Annotated in this window: 14 protein-coding genes and 1 other RNA gene; 10 read left to right on the forward strand and 5 right to left on the reverse strand. The window is 56.2% G+C overall.

The window, feature by feature from the left end; translation table 11 throughout:
• Positions 1-58: 58 nt before the first annotated feature.
• Both serC and gyrA read right to left on the reverse strand, forming a co-directional pair.
• Complete coding sequence (serC, locus tag KHU29_RS18050; RefSeq protein ID WP_211454406.1) at positions 59-1,165, reverse strand: 3-phosphoserine/phosphohydroxythreonine transaminase; 1,107 nt, start codon at positions 1,163-1,165, stop codon at positions 59-61.
• Between the two features lie 145 nt (positions 1,166-1,310).
• On the reverse strand, positions 1,311-3,995 hold the full coding sequence (gyrA, locus tag KHU29_RS18055; RefSeq protein WP_211454408.1) for a DNA gyrase subunit A: 2,685 nt from the start codon (positions 3,993-3,995) through the stop codon (positions 1,311-1,313).
• Positions 3,996-4,114: 119 nt separating this feature from the next.
• Here gyrA and KHU29_RS22470 point away from each other — a divergent pair, with 119 nt between their 5' ends.
• The 6 genes from KHU29_RS22470 to ssrA all read left to right on the forward strand — a co-directional run bounded on the left by KHU29_RS22470 (position 4,115) and on the right by ssrA (position 11,832).
• A complete protein-coding gene (locus tag KHU29_RS22470) occupies positions 4,115-4,960 on the forward strand; it encodes an OmpA family protein (protein WP_211454410.1) in 846 nt (281 codons plus the stop codon).
• 279 nt (positions 4,961-5,239) lie between these two features.
• The gene (gene ompA, locus KHU29_RS18065; RefSeq protein WP_211454412.1) at positions 5,240-5,875 is read left to right on the forward strand and encodes an outer membrane protein OmpA; all 636 of its coding nucleotides are present in this window, start codon (positions 5,240-5,242) and stop codon (positions 5,873-5,875) included.
• A 242-nt stretch (positions 5,876-6,117) separates the two neighbouring features.
• Positions 6,118-6,813, forward strand: a complete 696-nt coding sequence (gene ubiG, locus KHU29_RS18070) for a bifunctional 2-polyprenyl-6-hydroxyphenol methylase/3-demethylubiquinol 3-O-methyltransferase UbiG (RefSeq protein WP_211454414.1) — start codon at positions 6,118-6,120, stop codon at positions 6,811-6,813.
• A 91-nt stretch (positions 6,814-6,904) separates the two neighbouring features.
• Positions 6,905-7,567: an HAD family hydrolase gene (locus KHU29_RS18075; RefSeq protein ID WP_211454416.1), complete on the forward strand. Its 663-nt coding sequence runs from the start codon at positions 6,905-6,907 to the stop codon at positions 7,565-7,567.
• 162 nt (positions 7,568-7,729) lie between these two features.
• The gene (locus tag KHU29_RS18080; RefSeq protein WP_211454418.1) at positions 7,730-11,392 is read left to right on the forward strand and encodes a DUF748 domain-containing protein; all 3,663 of its coding nucleotides are present in this window, start codon (positions 7,730-7,732) and stop codon (positions 11,390-11,392) included.
• 76 nt (positions 11,393-11,468) lie between these two features.
• Positions 11,469-11,832, forward strand: a transfer-messenger RNA (tmRNA) gene (ssrA, locus tag KHU29_RS18085).
• Positions 11,833-12,198: 366 nt separating this feature from the next.
• Here the strand turns inward: ssrA and KHU29_RS18090 are convergent.
• Complete coding sequence (locus KHU29_RS18090) at positions 12,199-13,323, reverse strand: Fic family protein (RefSeq protein WP_211454432.1); 1,125 nt, start codon at positions 13,321-13,323, stop codon at positions 12,199-12,201.
• Between the two features lie 356 nt (positions 13,324-13,679).
• Here KHU29_RS18090 and KHU29_RS18095 point away from each other — a divergent pair, with 356 nt between their 5' ends.
• Entirely contained in the window at positions 13,680-14,882 is a 1,203-nt protein-coding gene (locus KHU29_RS18095) for an ammonium transporter (protein ID WP_211454420.1), read from the forward strand.
• Between the two features lie 330 nt (positions 14,883-15,212).
• On the opposite strand, the gene KHU29_RS18100 is transcribed toward KHU29_RS18095, so the two are convergent.
• Positions 15,213-16,397 (reverse strand): GGDEF domain-containing protein, encoded by a 1,185-nt coding sequence (locus KHU29_RS18100; protein ID WP_211454422.1) that lies wholly within the window; start codon positions 16,395-16,397, stop codon positions 15,213-15,215.
• Positions 16,398-16,835: 438 nt separating this feature from the next.
• Between KHU29_RS18100 and KHU29_RS18105 the strand changes: the two genes are divergently transcribed.
• Positions 16,836-17,651, forward strand: a complete 816-nt coding sequence (locus KHU29_RS18105; protein WP_211454424.1) for a transporter substrate-binding domain-containing protein — start codon at positions 16,836-16,838, stop codon at positions 17,649-17,651.
• Between the two features lie 385 nt (positions 17,652-18,036).
• Positions 18,037-18,363, forward strand: coding sequence for a barstar family protein (locus KHU29_RS18110; RefSeq protein WP_211454426.1), 327 nt, complete (start codon positions 18,037-18,039; stop codon positions 18,361-18,363).
• An 18-nt stretch (positions 18,364-18,381) separates the two neighbouring features.
• On the opposite strand, the gene KHU29_RS18115 is transcribed toward KHU29_RS18110, so the two are convergent.
• Positions 18,382-18,837 (reverse strand): GNAT family N-acetyltransferase, encoded by a 456-nt coding sequence (locus KHU29_RS18115; protein ID WP_211454428.1) that lies wholly within the window; start codon positions 18,835-18,837, stop codon positions 18,382-18,384.
• A 157-nt stretch (positions 18,838-18,994) separates the two neighbouring features.
• On the opposite strand from KHU29_RS18115, the gene KHU29_RS18120 reads away from it, so the two are divergent.
• Positions 18,995-19,846, forward strand: a complete 852-nt coding sequence (locus KHU29_RS18120) for a patatin-like phospholipase family protein (RefSeq protein WP_211454430.1) — start codon at positions 18,995-18,997, stop codon at positions 19,844-19,846.
• Positions 19,847-19,992 lie beyond the last annotated feature (146 nt).

Here is a 19,992-nt window from a genome sequence, read left to right on the forward strand (position 1 = left end):
ATACTTGGCTAAGCAGATCATCGCCAACCGCAGCAGTCCGTACCGATGTCCGACCTGACTAGCCGCGCTGCTTTTCGAATTCTTTCATGTATGCCACCAAGGCTTGCACGCCGGCCAAAGGCATCGCGTTGTAGATCGACGCACGCATGCCGCCGACCGACTTATGCCCCTTCAATTGCAACAAGCCGCTTTCTTTGGCGCCGCTCAGGAAAGCCTCGTTCAGCGTTTCATCTGCGAGGAAAAAAGGCACATTCATGCGCGAGCGGCTGTTGCTGGCGATTTTGGTCCGGTAGAAATCGGTGGAATCCAGATAGTCATACAGCAGCGCCGCCTTGGCGATATTGCGCTGTTCCATCGCGGCGACGCCGCCCTGCTTCTTGATCCACTGGAACACCAGCCCGGCGATATAAATCGCATAGGTCGGCGGCGTGTTGTACATGGAATCGTTGTCGGACACGGTTTTCCAGTTGAACGCGGAAGGGCAAGCCGGCAACGCATGGCCGAGCAAATCTTCGCGCACCAGCACCAAGGTCAATCCGGCCGGGCCGATATTCTTTTGCGCGCCACCGTAGATCACGCCGTATTTAGAAACATCCACCACGCGCGACAAGATATGCGAAGACATGTCGGCAACCAGTGGCGCGTTATTGGTTTCAGCTGCGATATCGGGCGTGAATTGATATTCAACGCCGTCGATGGTTTCATTGGTGCAGATATGGACGTAAGCCGGATCTTTGGACAACTGCCAGCTGTCGCGCTCAGGAATTTGCGCGAAATGGCTATCTTCAGAAGATGCGGCAACGTTGACGTTGCCATAGCGCCGCGCTTCCTTCAGCGATTTGGTCGACCAGGAACCGGTATTGATGTAATCGCTGATGGCCGGCTGGGATCGACCGTCGCGGCCCAACAGGTTAAGCGGAATAATCGCGTTCTCGGCAATCGCGCCGCCTTGCATGAACAGCAGTTTGTAGTTGGCCGGAACCGCAAACAACTCACGGAAATCGTGCTGCGCCGCCGCCAGGATCGACATGAATTCTTTGCCGCGATGACTCATTTCCATCACGGACATGCCACTGCCTTCCCAATCCAGCATTTCGGCGGCAGCTTGCTGCAACACCTCTTTCGGTAACACGGCGGGACCAGCAGAAAAATTATAGATAGGCATGATGAATATCGTCAGATAAAAAACCAGAAGCGAGAATAACTACGAACCAACAGATGGCGTTACTGTGCTTTTACAACCTTGCTTACAACCTTACTGCGTAAAGCCATGCGCGACTCAGCTAACGGGCTGAGTCGCGATACTCTTTTTACTCTGCCGCCGGGTCGGCGCCGCCACCTGTGTCGGTATCGCTGCCAGCATCGGTACCGGCGTCAGTCTCAGCAGCCTCAGCAGCCTCAGTAACGTCAACCTCGGCATCAGACTCGACCACACGCTGCAAACCGCTCAGCTTGTTGCCGTCTTCCACCGCGATCAGTGTCACGCCCTGAGTCGCGCGGCCCATTTCACGGATCTCTGCAACGCGGGTGCGAATCAGGATGCCACCGGTGGTGATCAGGATGATTTCGTCGCTAGGCTCAACCAAGGTAGCGGCAACTACCTTGCCGTTACGTTCGCTGGTCTGGATCGCGATCATGCCCTTGGTGCCACGGCCATGGCGGGTGTACTCGGTGATCGGGGTACGTTTGCCGAAGCCGTTTTCGGTTGCTGTCAACACCGATTGCTGTTCGTTTTCCGCGACAAGCAAGGCGATGACCTGTTGGCCTTCTTCCAGATTCATGCCGCGCACACCGCGTGCCGTACGGCCCATCGGACGTACATCGTTTTCGTCAAAGCGTACTGCCTTGCCGGAATCCGAGAACAGCATCACGTCATGCTGGCCGTCGGTCAGCGCGGCGCCGATCAGGAAATCGCCCTCATCCAGATCGACCGCGATGATGCCGGCCTTGCGTGGATTACTGAAGTCCGACAATGGCGTCTTCTTGACGGTGCCAAGGCTGGTCGACATGAAGACATAGCGGTCTTCAGGGAAGGTGCGGTTATCGCCGGACAACGGCAACACCACGGTAATCTTCTCGCCATCCTGCAGCGGGAACATGTTGACGATCGGCTTGCCGCGCGAGTTGCGCGAACCTTGCGGCACTTCCCAGATTTTCAGCCAGTACAAACGGCCGCGATTACTGAAGCACAAAATGTAATCGTGGGTATTGCCGACGAACAGCTGGTCGATCCAGTCGTCATCCTTGGTGGCCATCGCTTGCTTGCCGCGGCCGCCGCGTTTTTGCGCGCGGTATTCCGAGACTGGCTGCGATTTCATGTAACCGGTATGCGACAACGTCACCACCATGTCTTGCGGCGTGATCAGATCTTCGGTACCGAGATCGGTAGGATTCAACTCGATCTGCGAACGACGCTCATCCTTGTTGCCGATACCGTATTCGTTTTTGGCCGCGGTCATTTCATCAGTGATGATGATGGTGACGCGTTCCGGCTTGGCCAGGATGTCCAGCAAGTCGGCGATCTGCGCCATCACGTCTTTGTATTCGTTGACGATCTTGTCTTGTTCCAGACCGGTCAGGCGTTGCAAGCGCATTTGCAGGATTTCCTGCGCCTGGTCGTCCGACAGACGGTACATGCCGTCAGTTTGGATGCCGTAATGCTTAGGCAGATTCTCAGGGCGGAAGGACTCGATGCCGCCGATGTTTTCATCGCCGGTACGGGCCAGCATTTCACGAACCATGGAGGAATCCCAGGCACGCGCCATCAGCTCGGATTTCGCTACCGGCGGGGTCGGTGCGGCTTTGATGAGAGCGATGAAATCGTCGATATTCGCCAGCGCTACCGCCAGGCCTTCCAGCACGTGGCCGCGTTCGCGCGCCTTGCGCAATTCGAACACGGTACGCCGTGTGACGACTTCGCGGCGGTGCGACAGGAAGCATTCCAGCATCTGCTTCAGGTTCAGCAGTTTCGGCTGACCGTCCACCAACGCCACCATGTTCATGCCGAAGGTGTCTTGCAGCTGCGTTTGCTTGTACAGATTGTTCAGCACCACTTCGGCTACTTCGCCGCGCTTGAGCTCGATCACTACGCGCATGCCGGATTTATCCGACTCGTCGCGCAGATCGGAAATGCCTTCCAGCTTCTTGTCGCGCACCAGTTCGGCGATACGCTCCAGCAATGCCTTCTTGTTTACCTGGTACGGCAATTCATCGATGATGATCGCGGTGCGGCCTTCACGTCCGAATTCTTCGAAGTGGGTCTTGGCCCGCATCACTACACGGCCACGGCCGGTGCGATAACCATCGCGCACGCCGGACACACCGTAGATGATGCCGGCGGTCGGGAAGTCCGGCGCCGGGATGATTTCGATCAACTCGTCGATCGTGCAATCGGCATTGCGCAATACGTGCAATGCGCCGTCGATCACTTCGGTCAGATTGTGCGGCGGAATATTGGTCGCCATACCGACCGCGATCCCGGACGAACCGTTGATCAGCAAGTTCGGAATACGCGTCGGCAACACCGACGGTTCTTTTTCCTTGCCGTCGTAGTTCGGCACGAAATCGACGGTTTCCTTGTCCAGGTCGGCCAGCAATTCACCGGCGATCTTGTCCAGGCGGCACTCGGTGTAACGCATCGCTGCCGCGCCGTCGCCGTCGATCGAACCGAAGTTGCCCTGGCCGTCGACCAGCATGTAGCGCAGCGAGAAAGGTTGCGCCATACGCACCAGCGTGTCATAGATCGAGGCGTCGCCATGCGGGTGGTATTTACCCATGGTCTCACCGACCACGCGCGCGCACTTCACGAACGGGCGATTCCAGACGTTGTTCATTTCATGCATCGCGAACAAGACCCGACGATGCACCGGCTTGAGGCCGTCACGCACATCCGGCAGCGCACGGCCGACGATCACGCTCATCGCGTAATCGAGATAGCTCTTGCGCATTTCTTCTTCGAGGGAAATTGGGATTGTTTCTTTAGCGAATTGATCCATTTAGCGAGTCGGCCAATCTTTACTTGGGTTGATCAATGTAGAACCTGCGATAGAACCAGCGTTCGCAACCGATCTGCCAGCTGGTGGCGAAACGCGATTGGAAACAAAGGTATAACCGCGTGATTTTAGCACGCGAGAGAGGCTATTCTGGCTTTTCAGGCAAGGCGGTACAGGCAGAAAACCTGCCTCTCGGAAAAAATATGTTTAAATGCCGCCTTGCCCGACAATCCGGCGATCTTAAAAACAATCTCGCCATTGTTATTTCTTTCAGGAAACAATTTATGCGTTCTTCAATTGCGCTCTGCCTATTGTTAGGCTCGGCCCTCGGTTCTGCGTCCAATTCGGGCTTCGCCCAAACCACTGCTGTTCAGGCTCCTGAAAAAAGTGCTTATTTGCAAGATGGAAGCGGTCCGATCGTTCGCAGCCAGGATGGCTTGTGCTGGCGCTCCGGTTATTGGGAGCCGGACGACGCGGTTACCGGCTGCGATGGCGCATTGGTATCGCCGGTAATGAAGGCCAGCGCACCGGCATTGGTCGCCGATCCGATGATTGCCAACAAGGAAGTCGCGCCGGCAACTGTCAGAGCGCAATGCAACATCAACGTGACCCTGGCGAGCGACCAGAATTTCAGTTTCGGGAAGGCAACACTGACCAGTGCAGTCAAGCAACGCATTGATCAGGAAGTAGTTGCCAAAATGACAAATTGCGCCAGCGCCGACCTTATATTAGTTACCGGCCATACCGATCGCCTTGGAAACGAAAAAGACAACCGGAAACTGTCAGTGCAACGCGCCACCAATGTTGCCAATTATCTGAAAAGCAAAGGCATCACAAATAAAATGGAAATCGTCGGCGCCGGCGCATCCGACCCAGTATTGAACTGCAGCAATAATTTGAGTCGCAAAAAGCTGGTTAGTTGCCTGAGCCCTAATCGTCGAGTCGTAATAAAAGTACAAGTAAATTAAAATAAAATAGATAGTTTTCTTGCGCCGATGTAAGATGTTGCCCGTGGTACTGTTTTCATATTGTTATGTTGTATGAAAACAACGAAGCAGGCGAAACGTGGGCTGGATCATTTGGCATCCTTCGCTAGCGCTTGAAGCCTGTGGCAGAATGGTGGTCAAGTTCATTGCGTGTGGTCAAACCCACACGTAACGGCCTGAACCACGTGGTACTATCCAATTTTTGATGTCGTATATTAGTTGCGCAGTTAATCTGCGGATATCTCAACCGAGAGGAGAAACATGAATAAATTAGCAAAACTCGTCTTCGCTGCGTCCGCAGTCGTCGCACTCTCTGCCTCTGCGCAGGAAATCAAAGATATCCAGGCAAACACTCCTAACAGTGCTTATGTGCAAGATGCACGCGGTGTAATCGCACGTGACCCGTACGGTCTGTGCTGGCACACTGGCTACTGGACACCAGCTGATTCGGTTCCAGGTTGCGACGGCGAAATCGCTCAAGCTGCACCTGCTCCAGTTGCTCCAGCTCCAGCACCAGTTGCTCCTGCACCAGCACCAGTTTCGCAAAAAGTTACTTTTGCTGCTGACGCATTCTTTGACTTCGACAAAGCTGTCCTGAAGCCGGAAGGCAAAGCCAAGCTGGATGATCTGACATCGAAACTGGGCGCAATCAACCTGGAAGTCATCATCGCTGTTGGTCATACTGACTCCGTCGGTTCAGTTGCTTACAACCAAAAATTGTCGGTTCGCCGCGCTGAAGCTGTCAAGGCATACCTGGTACACAAGGGTGTCGAAGCTAACCGCGTCTACACTGAAGGTAAAGGCAAGTCGCAACCGGTCGCTGATAACAAGACCGCTGCTGGCCGCGCTAAAAACCGTCGCGTTGAAATCGAAGTTGTTGGTACAAGTACCAAGTAATCGATTCAGACTCGATCAGAACCCCGCCTTGGCGGGGTTTTTTTTCGCATTGTGATTCACTGAGACAATGTAGGGTGGGCAAGATTTTTTGCCCACACGTTGCCGACCGCAACCCAATGCCGCCTGCGATAAGCGCGGTAGTGAATTTGAGGTCATGCGTGGGCACCGGTACCCACCCTACGCGATGGTTTTTAATCAGACAACAAACCGCAAAACCGTACTTTCCAGCTATGATTCAACCTATGAACGCAGACCCTTCAGAACTCAAGAAATTCAGCGACCTGGCTCACCGCTGGTGGGACCCGGAATCCGAGTTTCGCCCTCTGCATGAAATCAATCCCTTGCGCCTGGAGTGGATCAACTCACGCGCACCGCTTGCCGGCAAGAATGTGCTGGATATCGGCTGCGGCGGCGGCATCCTGGCTGAGTCGATGGCACGAAAAGGCGCGATCGTTACCGGCATCGACCTGTCCGACAAAGCCTTGAAGGTTGCCGACCTGCACAGCCTGGAGTCAGGCATCGAAGTCCGTTATGAAAAAATCGCCGCCGAAGAAATGGCTAGCCGCGAAGCCGGGCAATTCGACGTCGTGACGTGCATGGAGATGCTGGAGCACGTCCCGGATCCGGCATCCATCGTGCGCGCCTGCGCCACCTTGGTGAAACCTGGCGGCCAGGTGTTTTTCTCGACCCTGAACCGCAACCTGAAAGCCTATCTGCAGGCGGTCCTGGCAGCTGAATACCTGTTGCGCATGCTGCCCAAAGGCACGCATGACTACGACAAGTTCATCACGCCGGCGGAACTGGCGCAATTCGCTCGCAACGCCGGGCTGACGGTCGATGTGATGCGCGGCATGAGCTATAACCCGCTCACCCTGATCTATTCGCTCAACCAGGATACCAGCGTCAACTATCTGATGGCTTGCACCCGGCCCGACTAGCCGTGTTGCGTGGGCGGGCATTGCACTGTCCGCTTGTCTGCTTGCTTGTTAGCCTGCTTGTTGGCCTATTACTCGTACTTTAGGAATTACCATGCCCTTGCCAATGCCGCGCGCCATTCTGTTCGATCTTGACGGTACGCTTGCCGACACCGCCCCGGACCTGGCCGCCGCGCTTAACCGGCTGCGCAACGATCGCGGTCTGAGCAGCACACCCTACGAACAACTGCGGCCGCACACGTCAGCCGGTGCGCGCGGCATGATCGGCGCCGCCTTCGGCCTGAAACCGGGCGATCCCGACTATGAAGAATTGCGGGTCGGCTTCCTTGATCATTACGCCGCCGCGCTGGCGGTCGACAGCACCCTGTTCGACGGCATACCGGCGCTACTCGACGATCTGCGCCAACGCAATCTCGGCTGGGGAGTGGTGACCAACAAGGCTGCCAAGTTTACCGATCCCCTGGTTGCACAGATCGGCCTGGCAGATGCCGATTGCGTCATTTCCGGCGACACCACCGCCCATTCGAAACCTCATCCGGAGCCGCTGCTGGAAGCCGCGCGACGCCTCAATCTACAGCCGCAGGAATGCTGGTATGTCGGCGACGATCTGCGCGATATTCAAGCCGGCCGCGCGGCCGGCATGGCTACCGTCGCCGTGGCCTGGGGCTATTGCGGCGAGAGCGCGCCGAACACCTGGGAAGCAGACGCCCTGATCGATACACCACGCCAATTGCTGGCCCTGCTACCGCAGCAGTGACTGCCATGTACGGCATCAGCGCACACGCCTGCGCGTGATTGAACATTGTTGATTGATCGATTGAGCGGCAGCCTGCCGCCAGCCGGTTCGAAAAATTGCATAAATTAGCGGGCAAGGCTGTCTGGCAGTATATTGTGGACATCCTTGCCCAAAGGAATAAAAATGGCAAACTTCCCACGTCCTTCCTGGCTGCCGCGCGCCCTGCGCTGGACCGGCATCACCGTCATTGTCTTGCTGGTATTGGCACTGATCAGCTGGCTGGCGGTGCCGCCGGTCGCCAAACACCTGGTCGAACAACAAGTCGAAGCCCAGATCGGCCGCAAGGCAACGGTCGGCAAGATCGCCTTCAATCCTTTCACCCTGACGCTGACGGCATCCGATTTCACGCTCTATGAGCAGGACAAAACCACCGCGGCATTCTCGGCAAAAACGTTGCTGGTCAACGCCTCGTCGGCTTCGCTGTTCCGGCTGGCGCCAGTGCTGAACGAAGCCAGGCTGGTCAATCCCAATCTGCATCTCGTGCGCACCAGCGCCGACGGCATCGGCCGCTACAATTTCTCCGACGTCATCGACCGCATTCTGGCGATGCCGAAGAGCGATAAGCCTACCTTGTTTTCGGTCTCCAACATCCAGCTCGAAAACGGCACCATCAAGTTCGACGACAAGGTGACCAACAAACTGGTTGACATAGAAGCGCTCAACATCGGCCTGCCTTATGTATCGAATTTCCCCAGCAAGGTCGACACCTTCGTGCAACCGCATGTCTCGGCCAAGGTCAACGGCACGCCGTTCGATTTGAAAGGACGTAGCAAACCATTCGCCGGCAGCATGGAAACCGCGCTGGCGATCGATATCGAACAGCTGGACGTCGCCAGCTTCGTGGCGTTTTCTCCGGTGGCGCTACCGCTGGCCATCCAGAGCACAAAACTGTCGACCAAGCTCGATCTGACGTTTGTGCGTAACAAAGACAAACCTGAAGTATTGCTATCGGGAGCGATCAAACTGGCCGACGTCGCAATGGCTGACAAGAATGCAGCGCCGCTGCTCAAGGCGCAGGCGATCGACGTCCAGATGAATAAGCTCAATCTCCTCACCGGCAGCGCCGCACTCGATCAGATCGAGATCCGGCAACCGGAAGTCTGGGTTAACCTGAACGCTAATGGCAGCCTGAACTGGGCTGCCTTGAGCACGCCGGCCGCCAAACAGGAAATCGTCAAGGACGCGCCGAAAAAAACTGCGAGCCCGCCACCGCAAATGACTCTGGCCAAGCTCGCTATTCATGATGGCACGGTCAATTGGCTGGATGCAGCCAATGCGTCACCGGCACTGAACCTGCAGGTCAAGAACGTGGCGCTGAATGCGACCGGGCTATCGATGGCGGCCGACGCAAAACCTGCTACCGTGACGCTTTCCAGCGGCACCGAAAATGAGCAGCACATCCAGTTCATCGGCCAGATCACTCCCGCCAAAGGAATCGTCGCCGGCAAGGCCAGCATCAACGCCTTATCCCTCGCGCAGTACCAGCCCTACGTCAATCGCTCTCTGGCAGCGGTGCTATCCGGTCAGTTATCGCTCAATACCTTGCTGGCGGTAGATGGCAGCCGCGTCCGGTTGCATCAACTAGGCATCGATGTCGACGATCTCAAAGTGGCGGCAAAAGCGAGTGCAGGCGGCAGCATCGGCGCCAAGAAGATCAGCCTGGAAAACGCCAGCGTAGATACCGAAGCGCACACTTTCAATGCCGATGCATTGCGCCTGACAGGTATACAGGGTGACGTGCGCAGGGATGCCCAGGGCAAACTCAATCTGCAGCAGTTTGTCGCCAACAATGGTGGCGCAAACAAGGCGGCCGCCAACGCATCTGCCAAAAAAGCCGGACCGGGATGGGTCGCCACCCTGAGCCAGTTTGCCGTCAGCGACAGTAGCCTTGCTTACCTGGACGACTCGGTAAAACCGGCGGTCAAGTTGCGCGCCGACGGTCTCAACCTGAGCGCCGAAAATATCTCCAGCAAGCTCGACAAACCTATCAAGGTTGCCCTGCGCACGCAGCTCAATAAAACCGGAAAATTATCGGTCGACGGTAGCGTCGCGGCGCAAATGAAATCCGTCGCGCTCGATCTCGACGCGCAAAATCTGCCGGTCGCCGCACTGCAACCCTATTTCACCGATTACCTGAATGTGGTCCTGACTTCGGGCCTGGCCAGCAGCAAAGGCAAGTTGGCGCTGACGCTGCCTGGCGGCCGCCAGGAACTCGCGACCAGTTATAACGGCAACCTGCGCCTGGCGAATTTCCGCGTGCTGGATAAAGAAAATTCAGTGGATTTCCTGAAATGGAAACTGCTCGACGTGAGCGGCATCAACGCCAATATCGGCGGCGCCCAGCAACAGCACGTGACGTTGGCAAAAGTCGCGCTAAACGATTTCTACGCACGTATCATCTTGTCCGACAAAGCCAAACTCAACCTGCAAGATATCGTGGTATCGAAGAACGCGCCGGCGGGCGCACCTGCGCCTTCGCTGACTTCGGCCGAAGCAGGCAGCCCGGCGCCGCAGAAGGTCACAAAAACCACTTCCGAAGGCACCACCACGGTGGCGCCGATCGCCCCTGCCGCACCCAAGGCAAATGCGCCGGTAATCAAAGTCGGCCAGGTCGTCATCAAAGGCGGCAACATCAACTACACCGATAACTTCGTCAAGCCGAATTACACCGCCAACATGACTGGCATGAACGGTACCGTCGGCGCTATCGCCTCCGACAAGCCGCAACCGGCGCCGATCGACTTGAACGGCAAGATCGATAACGATGCGCCGGTCGCCATTTCAGGCTCCCTGAACCCCCTGTTCAAGCCGATGTTCCTCGACATCAAGGCCAGCGCTAACGGCGTCGAACTGCCGCGCCTGACACCGTATGCCGCCAAGTACGCCGGCTACGCCATCGAAAAGGGTAAATTGTCGATGGATGTCAGCTATCACATAGAAAACGACAAGCTGGTAGCGCAAAACAGTGTGCGTATCGACCAGTTAACATTCGGCAACAAGATCGACAGCCCGACCGCGACCAAGCTGCCGGTACTGCTGGCGGTAGCGTTGCTGAAAGACCGTAACGGCCAGATCAACATCAACCTGCCGATCTCCGGCACCTTGTCGGACCCGGAATTTTCGATAGGCGGCATCATCGTCCGCATTTTCATCAACCTGATCGTCAAAGCCGTCACCTCGCCATTCGCGCTGATCAGCTCGGCGTTCGGCGGCAGCGGCGGCGACGAGCTCGGCTACGCTGAGTTCGCTCCTGGCTCGGCCACTCTCACCGCGGCCACGCAAAGCAAGCTGGATACCATCGCCAAGGCGCTGATTGACCGTCCGGCGCTGAAGCTGGACCTGACCGGCCGGGTCGACCCGAAAACCGATACCGACGGCGTCCGTCAGCAAATGCTTAACCGCAAGCTGAAAGCGCTGAAGCTCAAGGATTCGGTCGATCAAAGCGACGATGCCGATTCGGACGATGTGACCCTGACCGATGCCGACAAAGAAAAATACATGGGCAAAGTGTATGGTTCCTCAAAATTCGACAAGCCCCGTAACATCGTCGGCCTGGCAAAATCGCTGCCGACCGCGGACATGGAAAAATTGATTGTTGCCAACACCCCGGTGACCCAGGACGCCTTGAGCGCGCTGGCAACCCGACGCGCCGAGGCGGTCCGCAAATACCTGGAAACCAAGGGCCAGATCCCGCTCGAACGAATCTTCCTGATAGCGCCCAAATTGACTGCCGACGACATCAAAGACAAGGGCCAGCCGAATCGGGTCGACTTTGCGCTGAAATAAGGGTTAAGGCCCTGGTTTCAATACTGGCAAGGTCCTGACACGAAGACTCCAAGTACGCTACAATAGCAGTCTGCTTGGGGGCGACCTGGTTTCGACGTGGGTTACAAAGCAGCGCAGGGCATACCGAGGACCGACTACCTCGTAAATACAATCGGAATAGATCTAACTGCAAACGATAACTCGTACGCACTAGCCGCTTAATAACCGGTTAGCTCTACACCATCTCGTCCCTGGGGTGGGCTGGTAAAAACAGCAGTAGAGTCATTTACAGGGAATCGCTTTTAGTCGGGTTACTTGGCTAAAAGTTAAATTTAGGTGACTCGCCTGAACGAAGCGTGTGCGTCCGCGTCGGCTGGGTTAAATCAAATGACAGCGCTAAGTATGTAGAACTGTCTGTAGAGGATTTGCGGACGCGGGTTCGATTCCCGCCGCCTCCACCACCAATACAAAAGGTCATCCTTCAGGATGGCCTTTTTTATTGGTATTGATGCATCGGAGATCGAATCCGTGTCCGGCACGGACGCGGGGCGAAGACAGGGTTTTGGCAAGCATGCTTGCCGCTGTCTGAGCGGTTTTCGCTTGCAAGCGAAAACCCGGGAGATTCCCGCCGCCTCCACCACCAATACAAAAGGTCATCCTTCAGGATGGCCTTTTTTATTGGTATTGATGGATCGGAGGTCGAACCCGTGTCCGGTACGGACGCGGGGCGAAGACAGGGTTTCGGCAAGCATGCTTGCCGCTGTCTGAGCGGTTTTCGCTTGCAAGCGAAAACCCGGGAGATTCCCGCCGCCTCCCCTTCCCCTGACCTACCCTGATGCCGCGTTCAGCTCGTAGCTGGTACTACGCCCACCCGCATCCGATTTCCGCAACACGTCATGTGCCAGCAGATCGGTGATGTCACGCAGCGCCGTGTCTGGCGAGCACTTGGCGATCGCCGCCCATTTGCTGCTGGTGAGCTTGCCTTCAAAACCGTCGAGCAGCAGGTTGAGCAGTTTCACTTGTCGCTCGTTGAGCGGCGTCGTGGCCCAGCGCTGCCTGAACCGCGCCTTGGCCAGCACCGCGTCGAGTGTGTGCTGCGCCTGTTCGATGGCGCGATGCAGGGTATCGAGAAACCAGGCAAGCCACTCGGTGACATCAAGCGCCCCCTTTTGGGTCCGCTCCAAGATATCGTAGTAGGCCTTGCGCTCCCGCTGGATCTGCGCCGACAGGCTATAAAAGCGCTGCGGACTACCATCTGTGCGCGCCAGCAACAAATCGCCGATGGCACGGGCGATACGACCGTTGCCGTCGTCGAACGGGTGCAGGGTGACGAACCACAGATGGCCAAGTCCCGCCTTGATCAGCGACGGTTCGGTCGTTGTGTCATTGACCCAGTCGAAAAAACGACTTGTTTCCGCTTCCAGGCGATCGGCTGGCGGTGCCTCGAAATGCACCCGCTGGCGGCCGATAGGGCCAGATACGACCTGCATCGGGCCGCTGGCATCGTCACGCCAGGTGGCGACGTTGAGCTTGGATAGACCTGAATAGCCGGTTGGAAACAGCGCGGCGTACCAGCCGAACAAGCGCTCCCTAGTCACCGGCGCGTTGCAGTTGGCGGTGGCGTCAATCACCATCTCGACCACGCCTTCGACGTGACGATCGACCGGGGCCAGGGCGCCGATGTCCACGCCCAGACGACGGGCGATGGATGATCGCACGGATTCGACATTGAGGGTCTCGCCTTCAATCTCACTGGTCTTGACCGCGTCCTCGGTGAGCGCCGCCAGGCTGGCCTGATCGCGCAGCACCATCCCGACATCGGCCAGGCGGCCCATCAAGAGGCCTTGGGCACGACCCACTTCCACCATCTGACCCGCTAATGCCGCCAGGTCGAAGTGCCAGTTCGGCCAGTCGTTGTCCAGCCAGATGTATTTGTAATCGCCGCTATTCATGCGGAGATTATGATCCCTATTCACCGCAAGCACAAGTTAATCACCGCATATTGTGCGGTGATTGTTAGTGACATTCTCCGCATCTTTGGTGTTGCGAATGCGGGCTAACTCCAAAAATGGGGGATTGAACCGGCGCGGTGAAATCACGCAGATTTGAAGCAACGCGGCGGGAACCATACATGCACCATGAAATGGCATGCGCACCGCACAACTAGTGTGCAATACGCTGCGCCATGAAACTCTGAATAGATATTTTCCTTTAAATACAATAACTTAAAAATCTCACCAAAATGGAATGATTTTTGCTTGTGCACAGCGACGCGATTTTTTTTGCACAACTATTGGGAGATTTTTGCTTGGACGATCATAAAAACGGTGCCGATGCCTTGTTCATCTTGCTAGGCGCTATCATGATTTTGGCAATGCACGCCGGTTTTGCCTTTTTGGAACTGGGCACGGTACGCAAGAAAAATCAGGTCAATGCGCTGGTTAAAATCCTGGCCGATTTTGCTGTCTCGACTATCGTTTATTTTTTCATCGGTTACACCGTCGCTTATGGCGTCGACTTTTTTCGCGGCGCCGAATTACTTGCCGCCAAAAGCGGCTTCGAACTGGTCAAATTTTTCTTTTTACTGACCTTCGCTGCCGCCATTCCAGCCATCATTTCAGGCGGCATTGCCGAACGCGCGAAATTTTATCCACAGTTGCTGGCCACCGCGGTTTTGGTCGGCCTGGTTTATCCGCTGTTCGAAGGCATTGCCTGGAATCATCATTTCGGCTTCCAGGCTTGGCTGCAGTCCGCCTTCGGCGCCGAGTTTCACGACTTCGCCGGCTCGATCGTGGTGCACGCCATGGGCGGCTGGATTGCGCTGCCCGCAGTGCTGCTGCTGGGCGCGCGACGTGGCCGCTATACCAAGGACGGTGCGGTGGCAGCACATCCGCCATCAAATATCCCATTCCTCGCGCTGGGCGCCTGGATCTTGACCGTTGGCTGGTTCGGCTTCAACGTCATGAGCGCGCAAACGCTGGACAAGATGAATGGCCTGGTGGCGCTCAACTCACTGATGGCAATGGCAGGCGGTACCTTGGTAGCTTTGTTGCTCGGCAAAAATGATCCGGGCTTTATCTACAACGGGCCGCTGGCGGGCCTGGTGGCGATCTGCGCCGGCTCCGATTTGATGCACCCGCTGGGGGCGCTGTTCACCGGTGGCGCGGCTGGCGCCATCTTTGTCTGGATGTTCACGCTGACACAAAACAAATGGAAAATCGATGATGTTCTCGGCGTATGGCCGCTGCACGGTTTATGCGGGGTCTGGGGCGGACTGGCGGCCGGTATTTTCGGGCTCAAGGCAATGGGCGGTTTGGGTGGCGTGTCATTCCTGTCGCAGCTGTGCGGCACGTTGCTGGGGATAGCCATCGCCAGCGCCGGCGGCTGGATGGTTTACGGCATGCTGAAAAAATTCATCGGCATCCGGCTCGACGCTGAGCAAGAGTTTGAAGGTGCCGATCTCTCGATCCACAAAATATCTTCAACCGCTGAACGCGAAACCAGCTGGTAAATGAACCGACTGCGAGAATGACCGTGGCCACGATTAATTCCTTTGTAACCGATCGTTGATTCGTCAACGGGCTGTCGTTTCCAAGCTATCGAACCAGCACTGGTCAAACTTACCGCGCTGGGTTGCGATCAGGGATTGGGGTTTCTGCTGGCGAAGCCGCTGCCGGGTGCCGCGTTTCAGCAATTCCAGCGTGCGCTCGACCGTGCCTTATCAGAAAGTGGATTGTTCGCGGCATCTGCCGGAAGATAGACAGAGGCCCTGGCATAGGGATGCCGCAGATTGTGAAATTTGTTGTAAATATTTGCAAACTTGAAACAGCTTTTTTAAAAATTATCCGGCTGTTTCAGCATGCAGTAGCTGCAAATCCTGCGCATCGAGAGTGCGCGACCGGCCCTGGACCTTGGCGCTGTATAGCGTCACATCGGCACGCCGCAGCATCGCTTCGAGCGTATCATCGGCGGACCTGCGTATGGCGATGCCGGCGCTATAGCTCAACTCGTGGCCGAGTTCGCGCATCGTCGCTTCAGCAAGGTAGGCGCGCATACGCTGGTCGAATGCCTTCGCGGCGGCCTGGTTGGCATAATTCAGCAGCACGACGAACTCCTCCCCGCCGTACCGGCCCACTACATCGCCGATGCGCACTGCCGCCTGGAGCGCCTTGGCGAAAAACTGAAGTGCGTGATCGCCGGCCTCGTGTCCGCGGCTGTCGTTGATCTGCTTGAAATGGTCGAGGTCCAGCATCAGCACGGCTAGCGGCTGGTCATAGCGCACGCTGTTTTCCAGCTCGACGCTGGATTGCACCAGCCATGCGCGCCTGTTGAGTATCCCTGTCAGGGCGTCAACTGTCGCCAAACGCTCAAGAGCACGCGCCGCCTCATCGCGGTGCGCCAGCAGGATTCCTGTCAGGGACAGCACGGCGGTTGCATTGGCGACCATAGCGAACGCAATATTCACCGGATGCGGGGTGAGAAATGCAGGAAACTGCTCGGTAAAAAAAGCGCCCAGCACACCGCGCCAGGCAGTGACCACCATCTGGGCAATCAAGGCGATGATCAGCAGCCAGCGCCATCTGCCCACAGGCACCAGCGGCGCGCGCCAAAGCGTCACCGCCACCAATGCCATCTGGAGCGCCAGCAGGCCATTGGCCCAGCCCACCCGAAACGCATAACTTGAAAATCCAATCCCGTAACCGAGAGTCAGCACAACGGCAATGATCGTCGGCGCACGGGCGTGTCCCGTGCGGCCGCACCACAGGTCGAATGCTGTAGCGTTCAAGGCGAGGCCGCCGGCGATGCCAGCCATCGACAGCGTCGACAGCGAGCGGTCCGTCCATGAACCGGCCTCGACCAGTCCGGACAGAAGCAGCAGCACCCAGCCAGTCGCCTGCAGGAAGATGCCGAGCTGCGCCCGGCGCGCCGCCGCATTAACTTTTCCCATCACTGCCGGTAATGCGATCGCCATCGTCAGCATGCTGACGGTCAGGGCGAAAAGCAGGGAGGCTATGTCGGTGGGCATGAGTGGCGTGGCGCGACAGGAAATGGGTGAGCGTTTGGGGGGATCGGGAGATCGTATCCTGCTTTTGATGCCAGGGGTCCTACAGGCCGGTAACTGGCAAAATGCGATTGCCCAAGGCTACCCAAGGACCTCTCCCGTTTCACGAAGTGTAACGAAACAGGCGACGGCGTCAAGATTGATCTCGGATATTCGCTAAGCGTTGCAACTCGGTCTATATCCGTTCATCAACGCATCACTGATATCACGCTGTATCTCTGTATGTATCGCTACAGTTTTCGCACAAATTCGCAAGAAAGAAACAGCGCGAAACAATTCCCGATTATTCCGTATACAAACTTTCCACCCAGACATAAAATCCTGTGCTTGGCGCGTTGCGTTGCGTCGCCAGTCATTGAAAAATAGATATGGGTTCGTTCAATTAATTCTGGGAGTCGTCTTGTGAAGCGTTGCACCGGTGTATTTGCATGTATTCTTGTCTACTCTATTGCCTTGGCTGGCACCCTGCTGCCGGCCCGGGAAAGCCGCGCCGATGCACTGGAAGATGTGCAAAATCGTCGCGCGATACGTATCGCGGTGCCTAAAGATACACCGCCGTTCGGCTCCTCGAATCAATACAAGGCACTGGAAGGATTTGATGTATCGATCGCCAGGATGATCTCGCTGGAACTGGGCGTCAAGCTGGATATGGTGCCGTTGGACAGCGGTGAGCGCATCCCTTCGCTATTGAACCGGCATGTCGACCTGGTCATCTCCAGCCTGGGTAAAAATGCGGAGCGCCAAAAGCAGATCGATTTTTCACAAGCTTACGCGCCGTTTTATCTGGGCGTATTCGGTGCCCCGAATGTCGATGTCAAGAATGCTGCGGGATTGGCTGGCAAGAGCATCGCCGTGCTCAAAGGCTCGATCGAAGACGGCGAGTTGAGCAAGATTGCACCGGCATCGACCAATATCAAGCGCTTCGCTACCGAACCGGAGGCCGTCAAATCCTACTTGCAGGGTGACTCCACGTTGCTGGCCGCGGGTAATGTCCTGATTTCTGCCTTTAGCAAAGAGCAAGTGGAAACAACTCAGCTGAAAATCGTGCTTAAGGATTCGCCCTGCTTTATCGGCATCAACAAAAACGAACCTGCCTTGCTAGCCAAGATAAACACCATGTTGAGCCGCATCAAGCAAAACGGCATGCTCAACGTCAACTCCCAACGCTGGTTCAAAGTGCCGTTGCCGGAGAGCGTGTTGCATAGCGCTGCCGAGTAAGACGGCGGGGCCGAGCCGGATCGAATTTAAAAAGGGATTCCGCAACCGGGATCCCTTTTTTCTTTGTCAGGTAAGCTTGCGTTTTAAGTTTGCGTATTAAGCTTGTGTATAGTTGGCCTCGCAACGACGGCCGATTCCTCCTCCGATACTGACGAAGCCAGGTAATGAGTCAATCTCCGTTTCCACCGGCAGGACGTGCCGGATCACGCGCACTCAGGAACAACACGCTATGGGCGATTGCTGCCACATCGTTCGTTGCGATCATCGGCTTGATCCTGAAGATGCGGATACTTCGAAACGCATCGCAACTTGTCACGGCAGACTTGATAAGCCCGGATGTGGTAAGTTCGGCCGACGATATTGAATATAAGCAGGAGAAAACATTATGCCAAGCGCCCGCTTGAATGGCGAAATCATTACCGACTGGGATAGCTTTCATACCGAATGCGCGGAAGTATTCGGCTTTCCCGAGTTCTATGGCCGCAACATGAATGCCTGGGTCGATTGCCTCAGTTATTTACGCGATGAAGACGGCATGAGCAAGTTCCGATTGCAGGAAAACGAGGTGCTGACCATTGAGGTATTGCATAGCGAAAAACTGCGCCAGCAAGCCGTCGAGATCATCGAAGAATTGGAATTTTGCGTCACCGCGATTAATGAACGCTACGAGGATTATGGCGAAAAGCCGGCGCTGAAATTGATACTGCGCTGACGCTACTGTGAAGTAAGGTTAGCGCGATGGGCGAAGGTAATGAATATCCCATTCCTCTTCTGCGAGAAATTCAAAGCCATTACGCTGGTAGAAACGATTAGAATCGCTCTCCCTCAGGGCACCTACGCGCAGTGGCATTGACCGGTCATCTGCTTCCTTAAAGATTTGCGTGAGTACCGCTGCCCCGATCCCCTGACCCTGACTGCCAGGACGGATATAGAGATGATCCAGCAGTAGTTGGTCCTGAGCTGGTTTGACTACGACAAAGCCGACTTTCAGCTCGTTCACTATCACGTGCCGCGTATGTGAGGCTGAAAAACCGGAGCGGAACCGTTCCCTCGCCCGAACCGGATCAAAGCGGCCGATACGTTCAAGACTCTCTCGCATGGCCGCTATGCGCAATGCAACCAGTTCTTCGAAATCCGCTTCGGCTGCCTGGACCAGTGTGACGAGTGGTTGGTTCGATGCGGACATGTGCGCTTTCAGATTGTGCGTTTAATTGATCCGGCAATTTTATCTGAATCCCTGAATCCTGAATCGCCTTTCCCTTAACCGCTGGCGCGCCGATGCTCGCTGGAGTACGCTATACACGTCGCCATGTACCGCCTATGGCTGTTCACGGGTTGCCACTATGGAAAAGACCGCATTTGTATTCGCCGGCGGTGGAAGTCTTGGTGCAATTGAAGCCGGCATGTTGCGAGAATTGACCGCGTCAGGGGTACGCCCCGATTTCCTGGTCGGCGCCTCTGCCGGTGCGATCAATAGTGTGTTTTTTGCCTATCAGCCGCATACGGCCGGCGCGATGCGCCTGGAGTTTTTATGGCGAGGCATCCGCCGTCAACAGATCTTGCCTTGGTCGATTCTGTCGCTCCTCGGCGCATTTCGGGGCAAAGGCAGTCATCTGGTCAGCTCTGCCAAATTGCGTGCGCTTCTCTATGAACATTTCGGTAACCGCACCTTGGAAGATGCCGATCTTCCGGTGCATGTGGTCGCCACCGAGATGAGAACCGGTAATGAAATTGTTATTTCTTCCGGCTCGGCAGTCGACGCGGTACTGGCAAGCACGGCTATTCCCGGCGTCTTTCCACCGGTCCCTCTAAACGGAAACATGCTGATTGATGGTGGTGTCGCCAACAATACGCCCATCTCCACCGCGATACGACTTGGGGCAACACGCGTCATCGTGCTTGCCACCGGTTTTACCTGTGCCGAACGACGGCAACCGAAAGGCGCACTTGAGCACGCCATGAGTGCGCTCAATTTGCTGGTTGCGCGTCAATTGGTATCTGATCTGGAACGTTGGGCATCGCATGCGGCAATTGCTGTGGTTGCTCCGCTATGTCCGCTGGACGTCTCGCCGTACGATTATAGCCAGTGCGGCCTGCTGATAGACCGGGCGGCGGCGGAAACCCGTCGCTGGCTGGAGGCCGGGGGACTGGATAGTCACGATATTCCCGGGGCGCTCAGGGTGCATTCGCATTGATGGGGATTAATCAGAAGTTGGTAACGCGTACGCTTGCACTCCGGCTATGACGGTCAGGCGTGGGCAGCTGTGCCGAGCCTACCTTCTTTCTGTTTTTGAGATTTTTCGCAGTTTTTTACAAACCGTTTTCCCAAAGCAAAAACCCT

This window comes from Collimonas antrihumi (assembly GCF_018304965.1).
GTDB lineage: Bacteria > Pseudomonadota > Gammaproteobacteria > Burkholderiales > Burkholderiaceae_D > Collimonas > Collimonas antrihumi.

Coding starts and splice junctions, on each gene's coding strand:
- ompA (WP_211454412.1), top strand. CDS start 5,240: ATGAATAAATTAGCAAAACTCGTCTTCGCTGCGTCCGCAGTCGTCGCA.
- KHU29_RS18100 (WP_211454422.1), bottom strand. CDS start 16,397: ATGCCCACCGACATAGCCTCCCTGCTTTTCGCCCTGACCGTCAGCATG.
- KHU29_RS18090 (WP_211454432.1), bottom strand. CDS start 13,323: ATGAATAGCGGCGATTACAAATACATCTGGCTGGACAACGACTGGCCG.
- ubiG (WP_211454414.1), top strand. CDS start 6,118: ATGAACGCAGACCCTTCAGAACTCAAGAAATTCAGCGACCTGGCTCAC.
- KHU29_RS18120 (WP_211454430.1), top strand. CDS start 18,995: ATGGAAAAGACCGCATTTGTATTCGCCGGCGGTGGAAGTCTTGGTGCA.
- KHU29_RS18075 (WP_211454416.1), top strand. CDS start 6,905: ATGCCCTTGCCAATGCCGCGCGCCATTCTGTTCGATCTTGACGGTACG.
- KHU29_RS18080 (WP_211454418.1), top strand. CDS start 7,730: ATGGCAAACTTCCCACGTCCTTCCTGGCTGCCGCGCGCCCTGCGCTGG.
- serC (WP_211454406.1), bottom strand. CDS start 1,165: ATGCCTATCTATAATTTTTCTGCTGGTCCCGCCGTGTTACCGAAAGAG.
- gyrA (WP_211454408.1), bottom strand. CDS start 3,995: ATGGATCAATTCGCTAAAGAAACAATCCCAATTTCCCTCGAAGAAGAA.
- KHU29_RS18110 (WP_211454426.1), top strand. CDS start 18,037: ATGCCAAGCGCCCGCTTGAATGGCGAAATCATTACCGACTGGGATAGC.
- KHU29_RS18115 (WP_211454428.1), bottom strand. CDS start 18,837: ATGTCCGCATCGAACCAACCACTCGTCACACTGGTCCAGGCAGCCGAA.